11 protein-coding genes are annotated in these 20,202 nt (G+C 56.3%); 10 read left to right on the top strand and 1 reads right to left on the bottom strand.

The genetic code is table 11. The annotated features are described in order from the left end of the window. The first annotated feature begins 30 nt into the window (after positions 1–30). From ACWHXT_RS10935 to ACWHXT_RS10890, 10 genes are all read left to right on the top strand, one after another. Positions 31–1,341 (top strand): ATP-grasp fold amidoligase family protein, encoded by a 1,311-nt coding sequence (locus ACWHXT_RS10935; RefSeq protein WP_447955850.1) that lies wholly within the window; start codon positions 31–33, stop codon positions 1,339–1,341. Positions 1,342–1,383: 42 nt separating this feature from the next. Continuing rightward, a complete protein-coding gene (locus ACWHXT_RS10930; RefSeq protein WP_447955849.1) occupies positions 1,384–3,003 on the top strand; it encodes a glycosyltransferase in 1,620 nt (539 codons plus the stop codon). A gap of 44 nt (positions 3,004–3,047) precedes the next feature. Further along, positions 3,048–5,186: a hypothetical protein gene (locus tag ACWHXT_RS10925; protein ID WP_447955848.1), complete on the top strand. Its 2,139-nt coding sequence runs from the start codon at positions 3,048–3,050 to the stop codon at positions 5,184–5,186. After that, positions 5,183–8,293, top strand: coding sequence for a glycosyltransferase (locus ACWHXT_RS10920; protein WP_447955847.1), 3,111 nt, complete (start codon positions 5,183–5,185; stop codon positions 8,291–8,293). Before ACWHXT_RS10925 ends, ACWHXT_RS10920 begins: the two co-directional genes overlap by 4 nt. Positions 8,294–8,395: 102 nt before the next feature. Beyond that, complete coding sequence (locus ACWHXT_RS10915) at positions 8,396–9,823, top strand: alginate O-acetyltransferase AlgX-related protein (RefSeq protein ID WP_447955846.1); 1,428 nt, start codon at positions 8,396–8,398, stop codon at positions 9,821–9,823. Between the two features lie 105 nt (positions 9,824–9,928). Beyond that, positions 9,929–12,166 (top strand): glycosyltransferase family 2 protein, encoded by a 2,238-nt coding sequence (locus ACWHXT_RS10910; protein WP_447955845.1) that lies wholly within the window; start codon positions 9,929–9,931, stop codon positions 12,164–12,166. A 161-nt stretch (positions 12,167–12,327) separates the two neighbouring features. Then, a complete protein-coding gene (locus ACWHXT_RS10905) occupies positions 12,328–13,368 on the top strand; it encodes a glycosyltransferase family 1 protein (RefSeq protein WP_447955844.1) in 1,041 nt (346 codons plus the stop codon). A gap of 212 nt (positions 13,369–13,580) precedes the next feature. Next, entirely contained in the window at positions 13,581–15,170 is a 1,590-nt protein-coding gene (pgm, locus tag ACWHXT_RS10900) for a phosphoglucomutase (alpha-D-glucose-1,6-bisphosphate-dependent) (protein ID WP_447955843.1), read from the top strand. A gap of 327 nt (positions 15,171–15,497) precedes the next feature. Then, the gene (gene pgi / locus ACWHXT_RS10895; RefSeq protein WP_447955842.1) at positions 15,498–17,171 is read left to right on the top strand and encodes a glucose-6-phosphate isomerase; all 1,674 of its coding nucleotides are present in this window, start codon (positions 15,498–15,500) and stop codon (positions 17,169–17,171) included. A 44-nt stretch (positions 17,172–17,215) separates the two neighbouring features. Then, positions 17,216–18,070: a UTP--glucose-1-phosphate uridylyltransferase gene (locus ACWHXT_RS10890; protein ID WP_447955841.1), complete on the top strand. Its 855-nt coding sequence runs from the start codon at positions 17,216–17,218 to the stop codon at positions 18,068–18,070. A 416-nt stretch (positions 18,071–18,486) separates the two neighbouring features. Here the strand turns inward: ACWHXT_RS10890 and ACWHXT_RS10885 are convergent, their stop codons facing one another. After that, the gene (locus tag ACWHXT_RS10885) at positions 18,487–20,094 is read right to left on the bottom strand and encodes a gamma-glutamyltransferase family protein (RefSeq protein WP_447955840.1); all 1,608 of its coding nucleotides are present in this window, start codon (positions 20,092–20,094) and stop codon (positions 18,487–18,489) included. Between the last annotated feature and the right edge of the window lie 108 nt (positions 20,095–20,202).

Genomic DNA, 20,202 nt, shown 5'->3' with positions numbered 1-20,202 from the left:
TGAATGGGTTATAGAGTTTGGATAGACCGTTTGCAGGGTAATAAGCTAAGCGGCTGGGCTATCAATAGCGAAGATTCGAAAGAAGTCGTTGCGTTAAATTTGCTTGTCAATGGAAAACCTGCGGGGGAATTTAAAGCGGCGATCTTTAGGCGCGACCTGCTACGGAAAGGGCTTTCAGATGGCTTTAGCGGCTTTTCTATTACCGTGCCTGCATGTTACCTGAACGGTAAAGAGACTCGTTTCGAGGTCATAGCAGAAGGTGCTACGCAGCCCTTGGAAGGCTGCTCTACTCTTACGGACGTTACACCCCTATTTCCCTTTGACGAACAAAATAAAAAGCCTTGGTTCGTCAGCGATGAATCCTCTGAAAGCCATTTAAAACGCCTGATTCACGAGCTAACCCTCGAAAATTATGCCCAGCATATAAACCGGGTCAAGCAAATCGTTATACAAGAGCCCGACCTGCTTACTCAAAACCTGGGGTTGTTGGATAAGGCCAATGCGCTCTTCGGCGTCAAAACCTTTGAAAAAGCAATGACCGAACGTCACGATATTTGGTTTAGGAGACAGGCCTGCACCCGGAGCGACTGTTGCAAAAAATCCGGCGGCAAGTGTGCGATTTGGCAAAAAAGCCTTGCTCTGAAAAAGAACATGCATCGTTTCGCTGTTGATTTAGGCCTTACTACTCCCAACGTGTTGGCGACCTTCGATGATCTGGAGGAGTTGCTGACCCTGGATTTACCCCCTCGGTTCGTGGCAAAGCCTGATGGTTATGGCGCTTCCATCGGGGTGTTCGTCATTTCTCACGGCTATAATCTTCTGACCGGGATGAAAGCAACGGTCAAAGATATTTATGATGAGTGGCTCAAGCTTAAACTAAAAAACCCGCGGTGCTCATTCATCATCGAAGAGTTTATAGAAGATGAGTTCTCCACGAGTGAGATCGAGTACGATTACATACCACTGGATTACAAAGTATACGTATTTGGTGGTATGCCAGTACTAATACTGGTGGTGGACAGAAATTATCCTTATTACGGGGTGGCCCAGTACTCGGTTAGCTGGAATAAGGTAAACCTGCCTATCGAAAAAAACTACCCGTTTATTAGTGGTATAAAAAAGCCTAAACACCTTGAGGCGATTATCGAGGCGGCTGGAAAGGTCGGCACTAAGCTTGGTGCCTTTTGCCGGGTCGATTTTTTCTCCTCCCATGCTGGGCCGGTATTTGGCGAGATTACCTTGCTGCCTGCCAATGGCAAGAATTTTACCGAGTTCGGTAATGCTTTGCTCATGCAGTCCGCTATTCTTTTTGAGCCAGAGTATTTTTGGAAAAATGATTAGGCCTATTTTTAAACTATTAATGAAGACTTTATAAGTAATTTTATGAATACAATAGCGCTGGTCGAGCAAAGCCCCTGGTTCGATGCCGATTGGTATCAGGCCCAATACCCGGATGTAAATGTCTCGGGGCTTACCCCTGCTGAACATTATGTAACCTTGGGTGAGAAGTGGGGCCGCTGGCCAGGGCCGTTTTTTCATTCAGGTTTTTATCGCAGCCAATATGCGGATATCGCCAAAGCGGGTGTAAGCCCACTATTACATTTTACCAAGCACGGGGAAGGTGAGGGGCGATGGCCTTTTGAGCTTAGCGCCCAGCGGCTGGAAGTAGCGCTGTGGCAAGAAGATGATAAAAGTATACATCTGCGTTTGAACGAGTTGATTCGCACTGGGGGCGAGTGGGAGGCAAGCTACGCCCATTGGGCTTTGGCGAGATGGTACGCTTGGCAGGGGGAATGGCAAACCTGTACACAGCACCTGGGCGAGCGTTACACATTAGGAAAGCAGTTGCCCACCACGCCGGCACCTTACCTGCTGGAGATCGAGGCTTTTACCCAGCAAGGGGATTTGGCCCAGGCGCTTGCTCGTATATCGGCGCTCGCCAAACGCTGCCCCGAATATTCTGATACCCATTTGGCAATGGCCAATCTGCTTTATTTTCAACAGCAGTTGATCAGTAGCGCTATGCCCATCCCCGTTGTTCCGGTAATAACCCAAGCGCAGGCCTTGAATGAGGATCTGCGTCTTTATCATATCAATGCCATCTACCGCTCCGCCGCACTCGCACCACTCGCCCTGCTGGATGCTAACCAGCCGTTGACTCTGGAGAACCTGGCCGCTATAGGTGCCGCTTCAAGCGCTTACGATGACAACGACTCCAAAGCACCGCTGGTGTCCATCATCATGCCGTTGTTCAACGCAGAAGCGTACCTGCTTACTGCCCTGGAAAGCCTGGCCAACCAAACGCATGAAAACCTTGAAGTGTTGATTGTTGATGATGCCTCGACCGATACTTCCCCGGCACTTGCTAAAGCGTTTTGCGATAAGGACAGCCGCTTTCGCTTGATTCACCAGCCCTACAACCAGGGCGCCTACGCTGCGCGTAATCGGGGGCTAGAACTGGCCCGCGGCGAGCTCATCACCGTTCACGATAGTGATGACTGGTCGCACCCGCAAAAGCTCGAGTGCCAGGTAAATGGTATGAATCAGCACCCGGAATGGAAGGCCTGTTTTAGTGATTTTGTACGTGCGACAACCGAATTACGGTTTAGTCGCTGGCGTATCGAAAATATGGACGGGTGGATATATCGCAATACATCGTCGTTTATGTTTCGCCGAGAAGTACTCGAGACCTTGGGGTTTTGGGATGTCGTAAATGTAGGGGCTGACGGCGAGTATGTTCTGAGGTTGGTGGCTGCGTGGGGTGTCAAGGCTTACGGGACAGTGAAAAGGGGAGTGCCGCTTTCTTTTGGGCGGACCCTGCCCCAGTCGTTGAGCCAGGCAGGTCCTACGCATCTTGTAACACAGTTCAAAGGGCTGCGGTATGATTACCAACAAGCGGCCGCTCAGTGGCATTTAATTGCTGGAAAACCAGGTGACCTTTACGTGCCTCAGTACCCCAAAGCCCGACCATTCCCGGCCCCCAAGGGTAATTTACGCCAATAAGATGCTACGCTTGGCGCCTATCACGTCAGTATCAGGAATTTATTGTGAGTTCAGATTCTCAGTCTTTAGCTAACAACGCTACCCAAGAGCTAGCCACCAAGCCCTCCATTAGCACGCTGGCTCAGGGTTCCATGTTTTGGCAGCCCGAGTACCGGGAGCCTTCCCCCTGGCTCGAGCATTTGCCCTTTTTATTTTGGCTGGTCGAGGCGCTTCGCCCTACCCAGGCTGTGGGGCTGGGCGTTGATTTGGTACCGCACTTTGCACTTTGCCAAGCGGTGACTCGCCTACGCTTGGGCGCGCACTGTTATGCGATTGGCGAGGCAAACAGCGAACAGCAAGTTCGCATGGAAGAGTACGGGGCAGAGCACTTTGGTGGCACCAGCCAGTGGGTGTCAGTCAACCCTACGCGTGCCATCCAGCAATTCGACGAAGCCTCGCTCGACCTGCTCCTTCTTAATGTAGCGTCAGACGATGACAGCATCGATTATCTTTTGGATCGTTGGGCTTCGCGTTTGAGTAGCAAAGGCGTGGTGCTGCTACCCGGTATTGCCAAGCGAGAGCCTGGCGCTCAGGCGTTTCGAGTTTTTAACGAACTCAAGTCGCAGTATCCGCATTTTGCTTTTACTCATGCGGGTGGGTTGGGCGTATTGATGGTGGGGGATACACCTCCTGCGTTAGTCAAAAACCTGTTGGGATCGCTTGAATCCAAAGCGTCCAGCCAAGTGGTACAGGATATATTCGGCCGATTAGGGCGCAGCTGTCAGGATAAAGTCATCGCTCAGCAGCAGCAAACGCTTGCCAATCGACTACAGGGGCAAGTAGAAGAGACGCAACAAAAACTAGCAGGTGCTCAAGCCATTGTTGAAGAGCAGCAAGAGCACTCCCATAAGCAGGATAAGCAGACACTCGAGCTACAAAACCGCATTACCCGTCAGGAGGAGCGTTTTGCCCACGAGCGCGGCCGCTTGGCAGAGCGCGTAAGCACGTTGGAAGAAGTGAACGCTGAGCTCAAACAAGAGCTCGCGCGTAGCCGCCACCAAGCGGAAGAGCGCGAACGCTTGGCACAGCAGAATGCGGAAACGATGGCTCAGACCGAAAAAGAACGCGATCAAGCACATCAGAAGAACGAAAAGTTACAAAGTGAGTACGAGCAGCAGCAAGCTGAACTGAGCGAAGCGCTTAAAACGCTTGAAGACAACGACCAGGCCATTGCCCAGAAAGACCGGCAAATAGCCAATCAAATACAGCGTTTGGAAGAGCAGGAAACATCGCTCAGGGAGCGTTTTGAAGAGCTTGGCCAGTTAACGCGCCAGCTAAACGAAGCCGAAACCAGTAAGCAAGAAGAGCTTGCCGAGGCAAAACGCCAGAATGATACGCTAAGCCAGCAGGTGGCTGAGCTGAGCCAAAGCGAGAAGCAGGCTAAAGAACAGGTTAATGAGCGTTTTGAAGAGCTCGCCGTACTTACCAATATGTTGGAAGAGCGCGAAGCCAAGCAGCATCAACAGGTGAGCGAACACCAGGCCGAATTGGAAAGAGCGGCGGCAACACATAAGGCTGCGCAGAAACAGGCGAATGAGCAAAAAGCTCAGTTAGAGCACAAATTGCAGGAAGCGCAGAAACAAGCCGAGGCAAGCAAAGTCGAGCAGAAAGCTCATTTAGAAAATAAGTTGTTAGACGCACAAAAAATCAGGCAGCAAAACGAGGCGAAAATAGACGAGCTGACGAACGCATTGGACGAGGCAAACCAGGAGCATCAGCGTCAAAGCAATGAATTGGTTGCGTTGACCAAGCGCCTGGAATTTTATCGCCAGTCGACGCTGGGCAGTGAATCGCTACAAGAGGAAGGCCCAGCCTCTCACTCTCGGCCCGTGCGTAAGACGTCACCGCTTACCAAGCGTGCCATGAAACGCCAAGTGGCGATGATCGAAAATAGCCGCTGGTTCGACGCTACGTGGTACCTAAACCAGTACCCGGATATTGCGAGCGACCCTAAAATGGCTAAACAGCCTGCGCGGCATTATCTGGTAATGGGCGGTTTTGAAGGGCGCAACCCCGGCCCCGAGTTCGATTCCGCCTATTACCTGGCTACTCACCCGGATGTCGACGAAGGCGGCACCAACCCGCTGATTCATTACCTTAAATTTGGTCAAGCCGAACAGCGTAGTTTTAAGGCATCAGAATGAACGTAACGCTTAAAAAAAAGCTGCTGGAATCTGGCTTATTTGATGAGCAGTGGTACCAAGAGCGCTATCCGGATGCTCGCCAAAGCGAGTTAGCGCCTTTAGAGCACTTTATGCACTATGGCTGGCCGCTAGGGCGCAGCCCCGGGCCCAGGTTCGACCCCGATTTTTATCGTAAGCACTACGCGGATGTAGAGCTTGGCGGGTTCGACCCCCTGGAGCACTACCTTGCTCACGGCTTGAATGAAGGCCGCCAGCCAAAAGCGTTGCCGAGCAGCCCGCGTCCTACACCGCGTATAGCCGTCGTACTGCACGCCTACCATTTGGATCTGATAGCGGCCTTGGGTGAGCGGCTTGCGCGCCTAACGGAGCCCTTCGATCTTTATATCACTACGCCGCACGCGCCGGATACCCCCGAAATAGCTGCTTTGAAAAACCGCTTCCCTTGGGCAGAGGTAGTGCTAAGCCCCAACCTGGGACGCGATATCGCGCCTTTTTTTACTTTGCTTCCAAGGCTTACCCATTACGAACTGTGCTTGAAGCTTCACACCAAGCAGGGCGTAACCAAAGTAGCCAGGCAGTGGCGCGAAGAATTACTGGGAAGCGTGTTACCCAAAGGCCCGGTGCTTCGTCAAGTCGTCAGTACGCTACGCAGCGATGAGCGCCTGAAACTGGCTGGCCCCAAACGGCTATTCATGAGCCAGCAGGCCATGCGGTTTGAGAACGACAGGTGGCTAACCCTGTTGGCAGAGCGGCTCGACATATCGCTTGAAAACGACTGGGGTTTTTTAGCAGGCTCCATGTTTTGGTGTCGCCCTCAGGCATTAATGCCACTTGCAGAAGAAGTGGCCAAACACCAGTTTGAAACCGAAACCGGCCAGCAGGATGGAGAGCTGGCCCATGCCCTTGAAAGGCTGGTGGCGGGGACTATTCACCCCCAGGCTGGGCAGATTTTACTGTTGGGGCCTAGCGTGGATGGCAAGTTCGCACTCACGGTTTGCCAAGAGCCCATGCCGCTCGAGTATGCTATGCCTTCGGAGCTTTTGGCGGACCCGATAGTGGACTCTCCGGACGAGGTGAGCAGTCAGCGTATAGCGGGCGATCTCAATATAGGCAAAGGCATGTCGATTCGTGGCTGGCTAGCCGACCTTGAAAACCCGGCGCCCCGCGAGGCCATTATCCGGATCGATGGTACTCGGGAGATCAATACCTCCGCCAACCTTTTCCGAGGTGATTTACGCGATAACCAACTCCACCAGGGCCATCACGCCTTTGAAATTTACCCCCCGATCGATTTGCTGGACGGCCAGCAGCACGAGCTCGAACTGATCGATACCCAAACACGCAAGTGCGTGGCCACAAGCCAGGCACGCTGGGCTTTTGAGCGCAGCTTTAGTAATTTTGCAGGTTATCTCGCGCACGGGTTAGTGGATCCTTTTATCTCCCAGCCGTTTCGTGAGGATGATAAGCGCTGCTTCGCTGCCATGGAAAACGTGGCACGCGTTTTGGTAGAACGCGCTCAAGCGCTGACTTCACCACCGTTGGTCTCTATCATCATGCCGTGTTTCAACCGTATGGAAACCGTGGGTGAGGCGGTCGACTCGGTAATGGCGCAGTCCTATTCCAATATAGAGCTCATCCTGGTAGATGATGGCAGTAAGGACGGTACGGATAAGTGGTGCGAGCGTGCCGCCAACGAACACGCCCGTATCAACGCGGTACTGCTCGGCCAAAACGGCGGGGTATCCGCCGCGCGTAATAAAGGGTTGGAAGTGGCTCGGGGCGAGTACATCATGTACCTTGATTCGGACAACCGCTGGGATACGCGCTTCGTTGCCGCCATGGTCGGCGCGTTCCAGCAATTACCGGATGCCGAAGCGCTTTACTCCGGTTTATACCGTTACCATGGTGATAGTCAAACGCCTGCAGGGGTAATGTTTGGCCCCCTGAATCGATCGCTTCTGTTTAACCGCAACTACATAGACTTGAACACGTTCGTGCATACCCGCAAGGCATGGCAGCGCTTGGGCGGCTTTGACGAAAGTTTACCGCGCTACGTGGATTGGGATCTGGTACGCCGTTATGCGTTGGATGCAGCACTTTACTCAGTGCCCGTCTTGCTCACCCACTATTATTTGGATAGGGCAACGAACTCATTGACGGGTGAGAAGAGCTATTCGTCCTTTCTTGAAAAAGTACGTGAAAAAACGGGGCTTACCTATATCCCTAAACCGCCTGAAATACAGCTTGAAAGCAGTACTGCTCAAAACAGCAGTAGCCTACAGGCCAAAAGCGCTGACTTGAAAAAGGGCGTATCGGTCATTATTCCCAGCTACGAATCTAGGGTCGATTTACAAGAGTGCCTGCAAAGCCTTTATGAGCTTGGCTTGGGAACCTCGCTCGAGATCGTGGTGGTGGATAATGCCTCTTCGCAACCCGTATGCGATTTTATCCGCCAGGAAAGCAGTGCCGGGCGTATCAAAGCCGTTTTTAACGATGCCAACTTCGGGTTTACTCATGCGGTCAACCGAGGCATTCATGCCGCCAGCGCTGCTAACGATATCGTGCTGCTCAATAACGACTCTTTGGTCACCTCTGGCGCCTTCGAAGCGATGCAGAAAGCTGCTTATACGCTACCGGAATGCGGTCTAGTAGTACCTCAGCAGGTGCTACCGGGGGGGACCAAAACGCTGAACGATCATGTACCCTACGCCAATGCGGCGTTCCCGTGCGACGTCAATATTTCAAAGCATCACGCCAACGTTCAGCATGTGCCGCTTTTTCACGATGGCAGGGCTTTGGAAATCTCCTTTGCGCCGTTTTTCTGCGTATACATTCCGCGCCATGTTTATCAAAAAGCGGGGGAGCTGGACGCTCAGCACGGCCGTCACTATCGGTCAGACCGTATCTATTGTGACGTGGTGCGCCATATTTTGGGCCTCAAAATCTATCACGTCAGCGATGCGCTTATTTATCACAAGTTGCAAAAATCCACCCATGAGCTGGCGGGCAAGAAAGAAACGGATTTCGATATCATGTTCAAGCAAAACCGCTGGGATGCCACCAATAAAGAGCGTTTGGGCTTTATTGATGCGCCATGGGACGTTTAGGTTCTGATTCGAGGCTATAAAAAGCGCACGCTTGTGCGCTTTTTTTGTCTTATCTGGATTGCTCATATTTCAGACCAGTGACGGTAGTAGTGAAAGGTCCCTATGGATTTCGATAATCTTAAGCGTACTCAGGCAGCACCGGGTGGCTGGCTGCACCAGTTGAAAGAGGCCGTGTCCGGCCATAAGCGCAAAGACCCTAACGATGCGGGTTTGCGTTGGCACCTGGATTACCCAATAAGTGACGGGCCTTCGAAAATGGAAGCGGGCGGTACCGTCGTTCAGGGCTGGGTGTTGTTACCTGCTTGTTGCTCGCACGACTTGGAACGTGTACGGGTGATCGCCTACTGGGGGGAGGCGTTTGAATTGATACACCCCTTGGGTATTCAGCGCCCGGATGTCATTACGCGCGTTCTTCAGGCGGATGCCAATATTCATCCGCAGCTTGCCTGCGGTTTTCGTTTTACCGTTCCCAGAACGGTGAAAGAATTTGGTTTGGCGCTTCTTGTCGGCGAGGAGCGTTTTAACCTCGAGTATCTACGCATGGAAGAGGATGGTCCTGCAACGGAGATCGACACTGCGCCTTTGAAGGTGCTTGAAGGAAAAGAGGGTTGGTTGTTTCTCGACAACGATACCAACGGTAGCGTCGATCAATACCGTGGCTATATGCGCTTGACCGAAGAGGGGCTTGCTCATTGGCAAGCTTACCTTAAGAGCTTTAATGAGCTTGCTAAAAAGCATGAAACAAAAAATGCGCTATTGGTTGCGCCCTCCAAAGAGAGCGTGATGGGGCCGCGCTACCACCCTTTTCCCGAAGGCGAGGGAGGGCCGGTACATCAACTACTGGCATTGCCCGAAGCAGCCAAGGCCGTTTACCCCGTTGCTGCTTTAACCGAGCTTGGCGACAAAGCCTTCATTCAGACCGATACGCATTGGGCTCAACGCGGCGCCATGAGCGCGACAGTCGAGCTAGCGAAAGCGTTAGAGCTCGATATGCAAGCGGTGGCGGCACTCTTCGAAGCCGATAGTTATAAGACCCGGCGGTTAGCAGGTGATTTGGGTAGCAAATTTTCCCCTGAAAAAGAGTGTGAAATCGAAGGGCTTACGACGTTTAGCTACCACAAGCACCGTTACTTTGATAATGGTTTGCCCAACTTCGGACGCTTGTTGCTCATAAACTACGCCGAGGCCTTGAACCCGGCTACCTGCTTGGTGTTTGGCTCCTCTTCCAGTTACTCCATGCTGAACTACTTAAGCCGCCTTTTTGAACGCGTCATCTTCGTACATACAGCGGGTAATCTGGACCCGGAGCTCGTTGCGGCAGTGAAACCGGCGTATCTGGTAGCACAAACCAATGCACGGTTTGTCGTGCAGGTGCCCAAGGCCAACCAGGCATTGAAAACGCTTATTGAAGACAAGCGTGCGCGACTGACCACCAGCGAACAGGAGTTGCTCGCTAAGCGCCAAGTCGTTGCGGGGGCGGAAGACGGGTTGGTCAAGTCCCTCGGGCTTTCATCGTGGGTGATGCTTTAATGTGGCGGGCAGGGTGTCGGGGCTTCTCCGGGCTGGTAGTATGCCCTTTTTTCATTAGTGGGGCGGCAGCAGGCACTATGACAAAGCGCTATGAAGAAGAGTCAAATGGCAACAAGTAACATGCGGTATCTGCACCATCGCTCACCTCTGCGCTTTGTACCTCAGCAGCAGCTCGTTCCAACCGAACGCCCCGGCGAGTGGCAGGCTACGGGCGCAGAAGCGCAGTTCAAACTCGAAGGCCAGCTCCCCTGGGCTGGCTGGAACATGCTCGAGATCGCCTGTGACCGGGATATCAGCGGCATCGTCGCCACACTGACTATCGAAACCGTTCGGCGCTCGATCACGGTCGATTTTCCGCTACGGATGGGTAAAACCACCAAGCGGCTGGTATTCGTCCCCTGGGGCGTAAAGAAGATCACGCTTAGGCCATCCCATGTGGCGTGTACCTTCTCCTACAGCCATTTTCGGTTTGTTTGGCTGACCCCCACGTTTGCTTATAACCGGCTTTTGCAGCGTCTGGTCAACACGCACCAGCACTACCGCGACCTTACGGTTGATGAAGTGCTGGTTAGTCTAAAGCAGCAGGGGCGTAAACATAGCCGTAAATGGCAGTCGATCGCGCGAGAGGATTACGACAGCACTTTCATTAGCATGTCGACCCGGCGCCACTATCAGCAGTGGATCCAACAGATCGAACAGCGCCGCGCTCCAGATAAACACGAAGTGGCGTCCCATAAGGGGTTTGCCTGTAGCGTGGTCGTACTCGGCGTTAGTGAGCAAAAGCGCTCGCTCAAGCAGCTCAAGCAGTGGCTATATCCCACGCTTGCAAGCGTTGCCGAACAGTCGCTTTCGCCCCGCCAAGCGCTTTTACTGCTTTCGCCGGGTCAGCATCAACGCCTGGCGGCCTGGTTGAGCGAATGGCAGCAAGAGCTTGCGTTTTTAGAGGTCGTTGAAACGCCGTCGTTCTCGATTGCCGAGCAGCGAAGCGAAGCCCTGGCGCATACAGCAGGCGACTGGGTGTATTTTCTCCGCCCGGGCGACCGCTTGGCGGACAACGCGCTTTACCACGCCGCGCGCATTGCGGCGGATAACCCCGCCGCCCAGGTGCTGGTCGCCGATGAAGACAGCCTGGACGAGCAGGGCGTGCGCAACTCGCCGCAGTTCAAGCCGGAATACAACGCCGATTTTCTATACGCCATGCCCTATATGGGCCGCGGGGTGTGTTATCAGCGCGGGATATTGAACCCCTTGGGTTTAGAGACTGGCATCGAGCACGCCCAAAATCCGGACTGGCTCGATTATGCCCAGCTTTTGAGCATTACCCGGCAACCAGCGTTTACGCCGGCGTGGTTTGCCCACGTGCCTCACATTGCTTACCACGGCGCGCAAAGTGGTGCTGAAACCAGTTTTGTATCCCTGCTGCAGCACCATTTTAAAGCGCTGGGGGCTAATACCCGCATAAGTGAAGGTTTACTACCCGGCACCCAGCGCGTACAGTGGCCCATGCCAGAGCCCCAACCGCTGGTGACGCTGCTGGTGCCCACGCGCGACGGGGTGCATATCCTGCGCCCCTGTGTGGATGCTCTTCTGGAGCGCACCGACTACACCCATTTCGAGCTGCTGATTCTGGATAACCAGAGTAGCTGTAAGGAAACGCTTGCGTATCTAAAGGATGTAGAAGCGCGCGACTCACGGGTGAGGGTGATCCACTACAACCACCCGTTCAACTACTCCTCGATCAACAACTTCGGTGCCGCTCAGGCCAAGGGCAGCATTATCGGTTTGATCAATAACGACGTCGAGCCGACCGAGGGCACATGGCTGACCGAAATGGTCGAGCAGGTTTCGCGCCCGGACATCGGCTGTGTGGGTGCCAAGCTCTATTATCCCAATAACACTGTGCAGCATGGCGGTGTCATTTTGGGTCTGGGCGGTATGGCCGGCCACTCGCACCGGTTTTTCCAGCGCGATGATGACGGTTTCATGGGTCGCTTGAAGGTCACACAAAACCTTTCCGCCGTGACCGCTGCCTGCTTACTGTTACGTAAATCGGTCTTCGAGGAGGTGAACGGCTTGAACGAAGCGGACTTGGCCGTGGCCTATAACGATGTGGATCTCTGCATTAAGGTCCGCGAAGCGGGGTATCGCAACCTCTGGACCCCGTACGCGGCACTTTACCACCACGAATCGATCTCCCGTGGGGCGGATGACACCCCCGAGAAGCGCGCCCGCTGGCTCAGCGAATTCGCCTATATGCGTAAAGCTTGGGGCGAGTTGCTGGACAGCGACCCCGCCTATAACCCCAACCTGACCCTGGTGCACGAGGATTTCTCGCTGCGTTGATGGGGGGGAATGGTGAGTTGTGAAGGGTGAGTGGTGAATTGTACCTGCGAGAGGCAGTGCAGTGCTTTGCGGGGTGGGGCATTGCCACTTGGCGCCGTGCCGCGCAACGTACGTAATGGCAGCGTTGTTCATCCGCAACACCTTCATTTAAAGGAGCCTTTGTGAGCGGCCAGCATTGGACGGTATTGAGCGATGGAGCGCGGCCGACGGAGGATATTTATTTACTCGCCTCGGCGGCGCTACTGCTTGAAGCGCAGGGGCATCGCGTTCAGCGGGTGCTCGCTTCGCGTACCGCGGTATCGGCCTGGTGGCGGCAATGGCGCTTTCGTGAGCATTTGCGTGACCACCACCTGGTGATTTGCCGCTCAATGTCACCAAGCTGGCTTGCGTGGCTGCAGCGCCACCGGGATCGGTTCGGTTCGATCATTTACCTCATCGACGACGACCTGCCAGCTGCTGCACGCGACACGGCGTTGCCCAGCGCATACCGCGAACGCATGGCGCGCATTGCCGCGCTTCAGCCTCGCCTGTTTGCACTGTCCGATACCGTTGTGGCCTGCAGCGAACAGCTGGCCCAGCGGCTACGCGCTTTTCACGCAAACGTTCGGGTACTCACACCGGCTTTGCTGGCGCCGCTGCCTTCTCGCCATCATTTCGAGGCCGGCCCGAGTAGTGAAAGCCCGTGGCAATTGGGCTTTCACGGCACCCGCGCCCACCTGCCGGATCTTGAACATATCGCCCCGGCACTCAGCGCTTTGCAAACCCATCGCGATGACACCCGCCTGGAAATCATGCTGGGCGAATACACGCCCCCCGCACTGGCAACGCTTCCCCGGGTAGACACACCCACACCGCTTGGCTGGCAGGCATTTCAGGCCTACCAGCGCCGCCAGCGCATACACATCGGGCTGGCGCCGCTATGGGATACTCCTTTCAACGCGGGTAAATCCTTCATCAAGTTTCTGGATATCGCCGCCATGGGCGCAGTAGGCGTGTACTCCAACCGCTACCCCTACACCGAGGTCGTACGCCACGGCGAAAACGGCCTGTTGGCAAACGACGACCCCAAGCAATGGCAAGCCGCCATCACCCAATTGCTGGAAAATCCCCAAGCCACCGCCCAAATGGCCACCCAGGCCGCCCAGGACGCCCAACGCATCGGCAACCCTGAACATACCGCCGATTTTTGGATGAATTTATAGCCAACCCGGATTGCCGCCGCCTTTTGTAGGAGCCCGATTCATCGGTGGTCCGACACCTCTGCGATGGAAGGCGCCAGCCTTCCTTGGGCCACGGTGCACCCATAAACAGATCGCCGACGAGGACCTACGCGTAAGCGCTTAGAGTTTTGCGGGAGGTTTGTAGTAGTATCTTCTCCATCGGATCGTCACTATTTTTTGCAAAGGAGGTGCATGTGGAAGCCCTTTTAAACGCGTTTTATGAACAAACCCCCAACGCCGAGACAGCCGCCGAGCGCGTGGCGTTTGGTACCTCGGGCCACCGTGGCCGCGCCACGGATCGCACCTTCAACGCTGCGCATATTTGGGCGATTACCCAGGCCGTCGTGGACTACCGGGTGGACGCGGGCTACCAGGGGCCGCTGTTTTTAGGGCTGGATACCCACGCGCTTTCGCGCCCGGCCTGGGAGTGCGTGCTTCAGGTGTTGGCGGCGAATAACGTGACGGTGAATATCGAAAAGGACCGCGGCTATACCGCCACGCCCCTGGTCAGTCACGCCATTCTGCAACACAACGCCAACAAAAACGCGCTCCGGGCAGATGGGCTGATCATCACGCCGTCCCACAACCCGCCGGAAGATGGCGGCATCAAGTACAACCCCTACCACGGCGGCCCGGCGGATACCGAGGCGACCGGCTGGATCGAAGCGCGCGCCAACGACTACCTCACCCGTATCGATGATGTCCCCAGGGTGGCGCTCGAGCAGGCGCTGGAACATGCCACCGAGTTCGACTTCACTAGCCTTTATGTCGAAAACCTGCCCCAGGTCGTGGATATCGAGGCGATCGAAAAGGCGGGGCTGACCCTGGGCGCCGACCCCATGGGCGGTACCGCCTTGCCGGTATGGCAGGCCATTTTGATGCGCTACGCGGTCAATGTCGAAGTGGTCAACACCACCGTCGACCCTGCTTTTGGCTTCATGCCGCCGGACCACGACGGCAAAACCCGCATGGACTGCTCAAGCCCCGCGGCCATGGCCAACCTGCTGGCAATCAAAGACCGCTTTGATATCGCCTTCGGCAACGACCCGGACGCCGACCGTCACGGCATCGTGGATGCGGGCGGGTTGATGAACCCCAACCACTTTTTAGCGGTGTGCGTGGATTATCTGCTGAGCTACCGCCCCCAGTGGCCAAGCAGCGGGGCGGGTGCACTCAAGATCGGCAAGACCCTGGTCTCGTCCTCGATGATCGACCGCGTCGTGGCCTCCCACGGGCGTGAGCTTTATGAAGTGCCGGTGGGCTTTAAGTGGTTCGTAGAAGGGCTGCACGAAGGGTATTTGGGCTTTGGCGGTGAAGAAAGCGCCGGGGCAAGCCTGCTCACCCGCGATGGCAACGCCTGGTCCACGGACAAGGACGGCATCGCGCTATGCCTGCTGGCGGCCGAAATCATGGCGGTCACCGGCAAAACCCCCAGCGCGTACTACCAGGAACTCACCGAGCGTTTGGGCACGCCCAGCTACAAGCGGGTCGATACCGCCTGTCGCCCGGAGGAAAAAGCCGCGTTTAAGAAGCTGAGCGCCGACAGCGTTACCGTGGATACCCTGGCCGGTGATGCCATTACGGCGGTACTCGTTAACGCGCCGGGCAACGGTGCCAGTATTGGCGGGATCAAGGTCGTGACCGAAAACGGCTGGTTCGCCGCCCGGCCCAGCGGTACCGAGTCGCTTTACAAAGTCTACGCCGAAAGCTTCAAGGGCCCCGAGCACCTAGATGAGCTGATTTGCAGCGCCCAGCAGCTTCTGGCCGGGGTGCTGGCGCAATGAGCCGTTAGCGGTCAGCCCAGGCGGTAAATAGCCTCTCCAACGTTGTAAAATTGCCAATATGGCTTACGCTGTTGGCAACTTACACGCTGTATCATTCACTGTGGCGTTGTGTGCCAGAATGGCGCTTATCAAGCGCGTTTAGGGGTTTATCGACACATAACGCGTTTTAACGTGGGCGGGTACGGAAAAATTTCGAGCTGCCTCGGCCCTCTAGTACGCTTAGGGCTTTGTAATATATAGCGCTGGCAGCTCGATCAAACAAAGTGGCTTGAAAGTTGCTGGTAACAAGATGAATGAATCATCTTCGAAAGACTCAAGGACGACACAATGAATGTATCCACGCTCTCGACGGCTCCGCGTGTCTACACGCCGCTCAATGCCTTGAAAACGCATGCCGAGCAGATTCAGACGAAATCCCTCACCGATTTACTCGCCGGCGACAGCGATGTTGCCCTGCGTCGTAGCAAAGCCCTGCAGTTTTCGCTGGGGTCGCTCCATGTCGATTTCAGCAAGCAGCGTGTTAGCGAACAAACGCTAGCCCTGTTGATGGACTGGGTGCGCAGCTGCCGGCTGGAAGAAAAGCGCCAGGCCCTGTTTGCGGGCAGTCATGTCAACGTTTCCGAGGGGCGCCCGGCGCTGCACATGGCGGCGCGCTGGCCAGGTAATGAGGACGCCCCGGAGGGCATGGAGGAGGCGGTCGCGTTTTGCCAGGCTCAGCGGCAAAAACTCTCGGATATGGTCGAGCGGTTGCACGCGCGCCAATGGTTTGGCGCCACGGGGCAGTCGGTGACCGATGTGGTGCATATCGGTGTGGGGGGCTCCGATTTGGGGCCAAAGCTCATTAGCGAGACCCTGGGGGCCTGCCCCAGCGAACAGCACATCGGTGTACACTACGTTTCCAGCATGGATGGTAGCCAGCTTCTGCCGTTAATGGAGCGCCTCAACCCGGAAACCACGCTGCTGGTGCTGGCTTCCAAATCCTTCACCACCGCCGATACCCGCTTCAATGTGAATACCGCTTTGAGCTGGCTTAGCGAGGCGCTCGAGATCGACGTGGCAACGCTTTGCCGCTTTCAGCTGGTGGGTGTGTCGACCCGCGCGGATAAAATGAGCGAGTTTGGTATTCCCGAGGCGCACCAGCTTCACTTCAAGGAGTGGATCGGCGGGCGTTTTTCGCTTTGGTCGCCTATTGGGGTTAGCGTGGCCATGCAGCTGGGAATGGCGTCTTTCGACCGGTTGCTGGAAGGGGCCCACGCGGTGGATCAGCATTTCCTCGCCACGCCATTGGAGGAGAACGTGCCGGTTGTAATGGCCGCGATAGGCGCCTGGAACTCGCAGTTTCTCGATATTCCGACCCACGCCGTGCTGCCCTACGATGCCCGTATGGCCAGCGTGCCCGCTTACCTGCAGCAGCTGGAGATGGAATCCAACGGCAAAAGCGTCGGGCTTGACCGAAAGCTGGTGGCGCACCCCACGTGCCCCATCATTTGGGGCGATGTAGGGCCCAATGCGCAGCACGCGTTTTACCAGTTGCTGCACCAGGGAAGCCATACGGTGAGCGCCGATTTTATCGCTGTCGCGACCCGCGAATGTAATGCCACGGGGGCACTGGCCGATTCCCTGCGTGCTCAGGAACATCTGACGCTCGCCAACTGTTTGGCGCAGTCTCAACTGTTTGCGCTGGGGGATGACGCCATTCCGGTGGTTTCTCGCGGGCAAATGGCCATGGGATATCGCGGTAATCAGCCCAATAGCGTTATTTTGATGCAGTCTTTGAATGCCTGGAGCATCGGCGCCTTGATCGCGCTTTACGAACATAAGGTATATGTCCAGTCGGTACTGTGGAACGTCAACCCGTTCGACCAGCCCGGTGTGGAGCTTGGCAAAAAGCTGGCCGAAAGCTTTTATCAGGCCCTTGAAGAGCAGCCGGTCGATACGCCCACCGTGTTTGACCCCAGTACGCGGGCATTACTTGAAAAAATACAGGCGTGGCGGCAGTGATCGCGCTTGAACCTACGAAACGCTGTAACGAAAAGGATGATTAGATGACTCAGGTCCGTAAAGCCATTATTCCTGTCGCGGGATTTGGGACGCGCCTTCTGCCGATCAGCAAGGCGATTCCCAAGGAGATGGTGCCGGTGGTCGACCGCCCGTTGATCCAGCACGTGGTCGAAGAGGCGCTGGCCGCGGGCATCAATGAAATTATCCTGGTCACCCGTACGGGGAAATCCGCCATTGAAGACCACTTCGATGCGCACTACGAGCTCGAGGATTCGCTGGCCAAAAAAGGCAAGGATGCGCTGCTGGAAACGCTTTCGGCGATCGCTCCGCCCAAATTGAAAGTCACCAGCGTGCGCCAGGCCAATGCCAAGGGCTTGGGTCACGCCATTCACTGCGCCGCCCACTTGCTGGACGACAACGAGCCCTTCGCCGTCATCCTGCCGGACGTACTGGTCAAGCCCCAGGTCGGTAGTGATACCTGCGACCTGGGCCGCATGGTAGAGCGTTGGGATGCCCACCAGGCCTCGCAAATCATGGTGGAAGCGGTACCTCAGGAAGAAGTGTACCGCTACGGTATCGTCGACTGCGACGAGCCAAACGCCGGGGAAAGCGCCGATATGCGCGGCGTAGTCGAAAAGCCCAAGCCGGAAGAGGCCCCGTCGCGGCTTTCGGTCATTGGCCGGTATGTGCTGCCGTATCGCATCATGGAGCTTCTCGAAGACCAGGCACCGGGCGCCGGCGACGAAATCCAGCTTACCGATGCCATCGACCGTCTCATGAAGGAAGGCCAAACCGTACAGGCGTTCCGCATGCACGGGCGCACCTTCGACTGCGGCCACATCGAAGGCTGGCTACAAGCCAACAACACCCTGGCCCGCGAAGCCGGATTCGATATTTAATCGCCGCTGGCCAGTGTTCGCTCATAAAAAAGGCTCCCCAGGGAGCCTTTTTTGTCTGGTTTAGCGTTGTCAGAAAGATGAAAGGTTTTCCAGACAGTCGTGGCGCCCCAAACAGATCGCTGGCTAAAGCCTGCTCCTACAAGGGCACTGACCTGACTCGATTCGCCTATCTCGATTCGGGCTCGTTCCTACTGTAGGAGCCCAATTCATTGGGCGATGGAAGGCGTCAGCCTTCCTTGGGGTGCCACCTTAAAGAGATCGCTGGCTAAAGCCTGCTCCTACGGTGCATGGGTTTAACTGTAGGAGCCCGATTTGTTGGTGGTCCGGCATACCGGCGATGGCGCCGATAGGCGCCTCGGCAAAGTCTTCTCTTTCGCCTGAGGCGCCTTTCTTTAAACCTACCTTAACCATCGACATTAAACCGGCAATACCGCCCCATCCGCGCGGGGTTCGGTGCCGCCTTGCAGCACGCCAGTTTCCGCGTCACGCACAATCACCTGGCCGCGGCCGAAGGTGATGCCGCTGGTGCTCTTGACGATGTGGTGGCCGCGACGCTCCAGGGCTTGAATGAGGTGGTCCGGAAAGCCGGGTTCGACCTCGACGGTTTTGCCTTCTACCCATTTCCAGCGGGGCAGGTCCAGCGCGGCCTGGGGGTTCAGGTGATCTTCCAGCAGGCTGGTAACGACCTGAACGTGGCCCTGGGGCTGCATGTAGCCGCCCATTACCCCAAAGGGCCCCACGGCCTGGTCATCCTTGGTAATGAACCCCGGGATGATGGTGTGGTAGGTACGTTTGCCTGGGCGCAGAACGTTGGCGTGGTCTTCCTCCAACGAGAACTGCCAGCCGCGGTTTTGCAGGCTAATGCCGGTGCCCGGCACCACGATGCCCGAGCCAAAGCCCTCGAAGTTGCTTTGAATGAACGACACCATGTTGCCTTCGTCATCCGCCGTGGACAGATAAACGGTGCCGCCCAGCAGTGGGTTGCCGTGGGTGGGGTCCAATGCCTCGGTGCCGATCAGCGACCCGCGCTGCTCGAGATACGCCGGCGAGAGCATTTGTTCGACGCTGGGCGTCATGTCGGCGGGCTCGGTGATGTAGCGAAGCCCGTCCACGTAGCCAAGCTTGGTGGCCTCGATGCGCCGGTGAATGGATGCGACCAGATCACGCGGCTCGTCGCCCAGCGCTTCGAGAATACCCAGCGCCTGTAGGGCGATCAGGCCACTGCCGTTGGGCGGAATCTCCCAAATATCGTGGCCGCGATAGCGCACGCTAATGGGGTCGACCCACTCGGGTGTGAACGCGGCCAGGTCTTCTTTGCGCAAGAAGCCGCCGTGCTGGCGCGAGAAAGCATCCATGGCCTCGGCCAACTCGCCTTTGTAGAATGCCTCGGCCCGGGTCTCGCCGATGGCGCGCAGGGTTTTGGCCATCTCCGGTGAGCGCCATACCTCGCCTGGGCGTGGGGCGCGGCCCTTGGGGGCGAAGTGATCGAACCAGGGGGCGAATTCCTGGCCTTCGTACTGGCGATAGCGCTTGAACGCTTGCTCCCAGAGCTGGCTGGCGGTAGGCAGCACCGCGTAGCCGTTCTCGGCAAGCTCGATGGCCGGCGCGATGAGCGCGGCGAAATCGAGCTTACCAAAACGCTCGGAAAGCGCCGCCCAGGCACCGGGCGCGCCGGGTACGGTGACCGGCACCAGCCCATGGGCGGGCATGGTGTCATGGCCCAGCGCCTTGACGGCTTCACACGAAATGCCCTCCGGGGCGCGGCCGCTGGCGTTCAAACCGTGCAGCTCGCCATCGACCCACACCAGCGCAAAGGCGTCGCTCCCGATACCGTTGGAGGTCGGCTCGACCACGGTGAGTGCGGCGGCGGTGGCGATGGCGGCGTCGATCGCGTTACCGCCGTCGCGCAGAATATTAGCGCCCACCTGCGCGGCCAGGGTTTGCGAGGTGGCCACCATGCCGCGTTTGCCAAAGGTGACCGTTCGACGTGAGGCGGCGGGGTAGTAGTGAGGGTCGAGCTTCATGGGAATTCCTTGCGCTTGGGAAAGGTGCGGGCTCAATGATCGTTTGTGAGATAAAAAATCGATTATTTTTAAAGCATTTGACTATAGGCGAAGCGCAAAAGCGGCGTC

Source organism: Vreelandella halophytica (assembly GCF_968193635.1).
The sequence above is the reverse complement of the archived record's forward strand: the minus strand, read 5'-3'. Positions and strand labels throughout refer to the sequence as shown.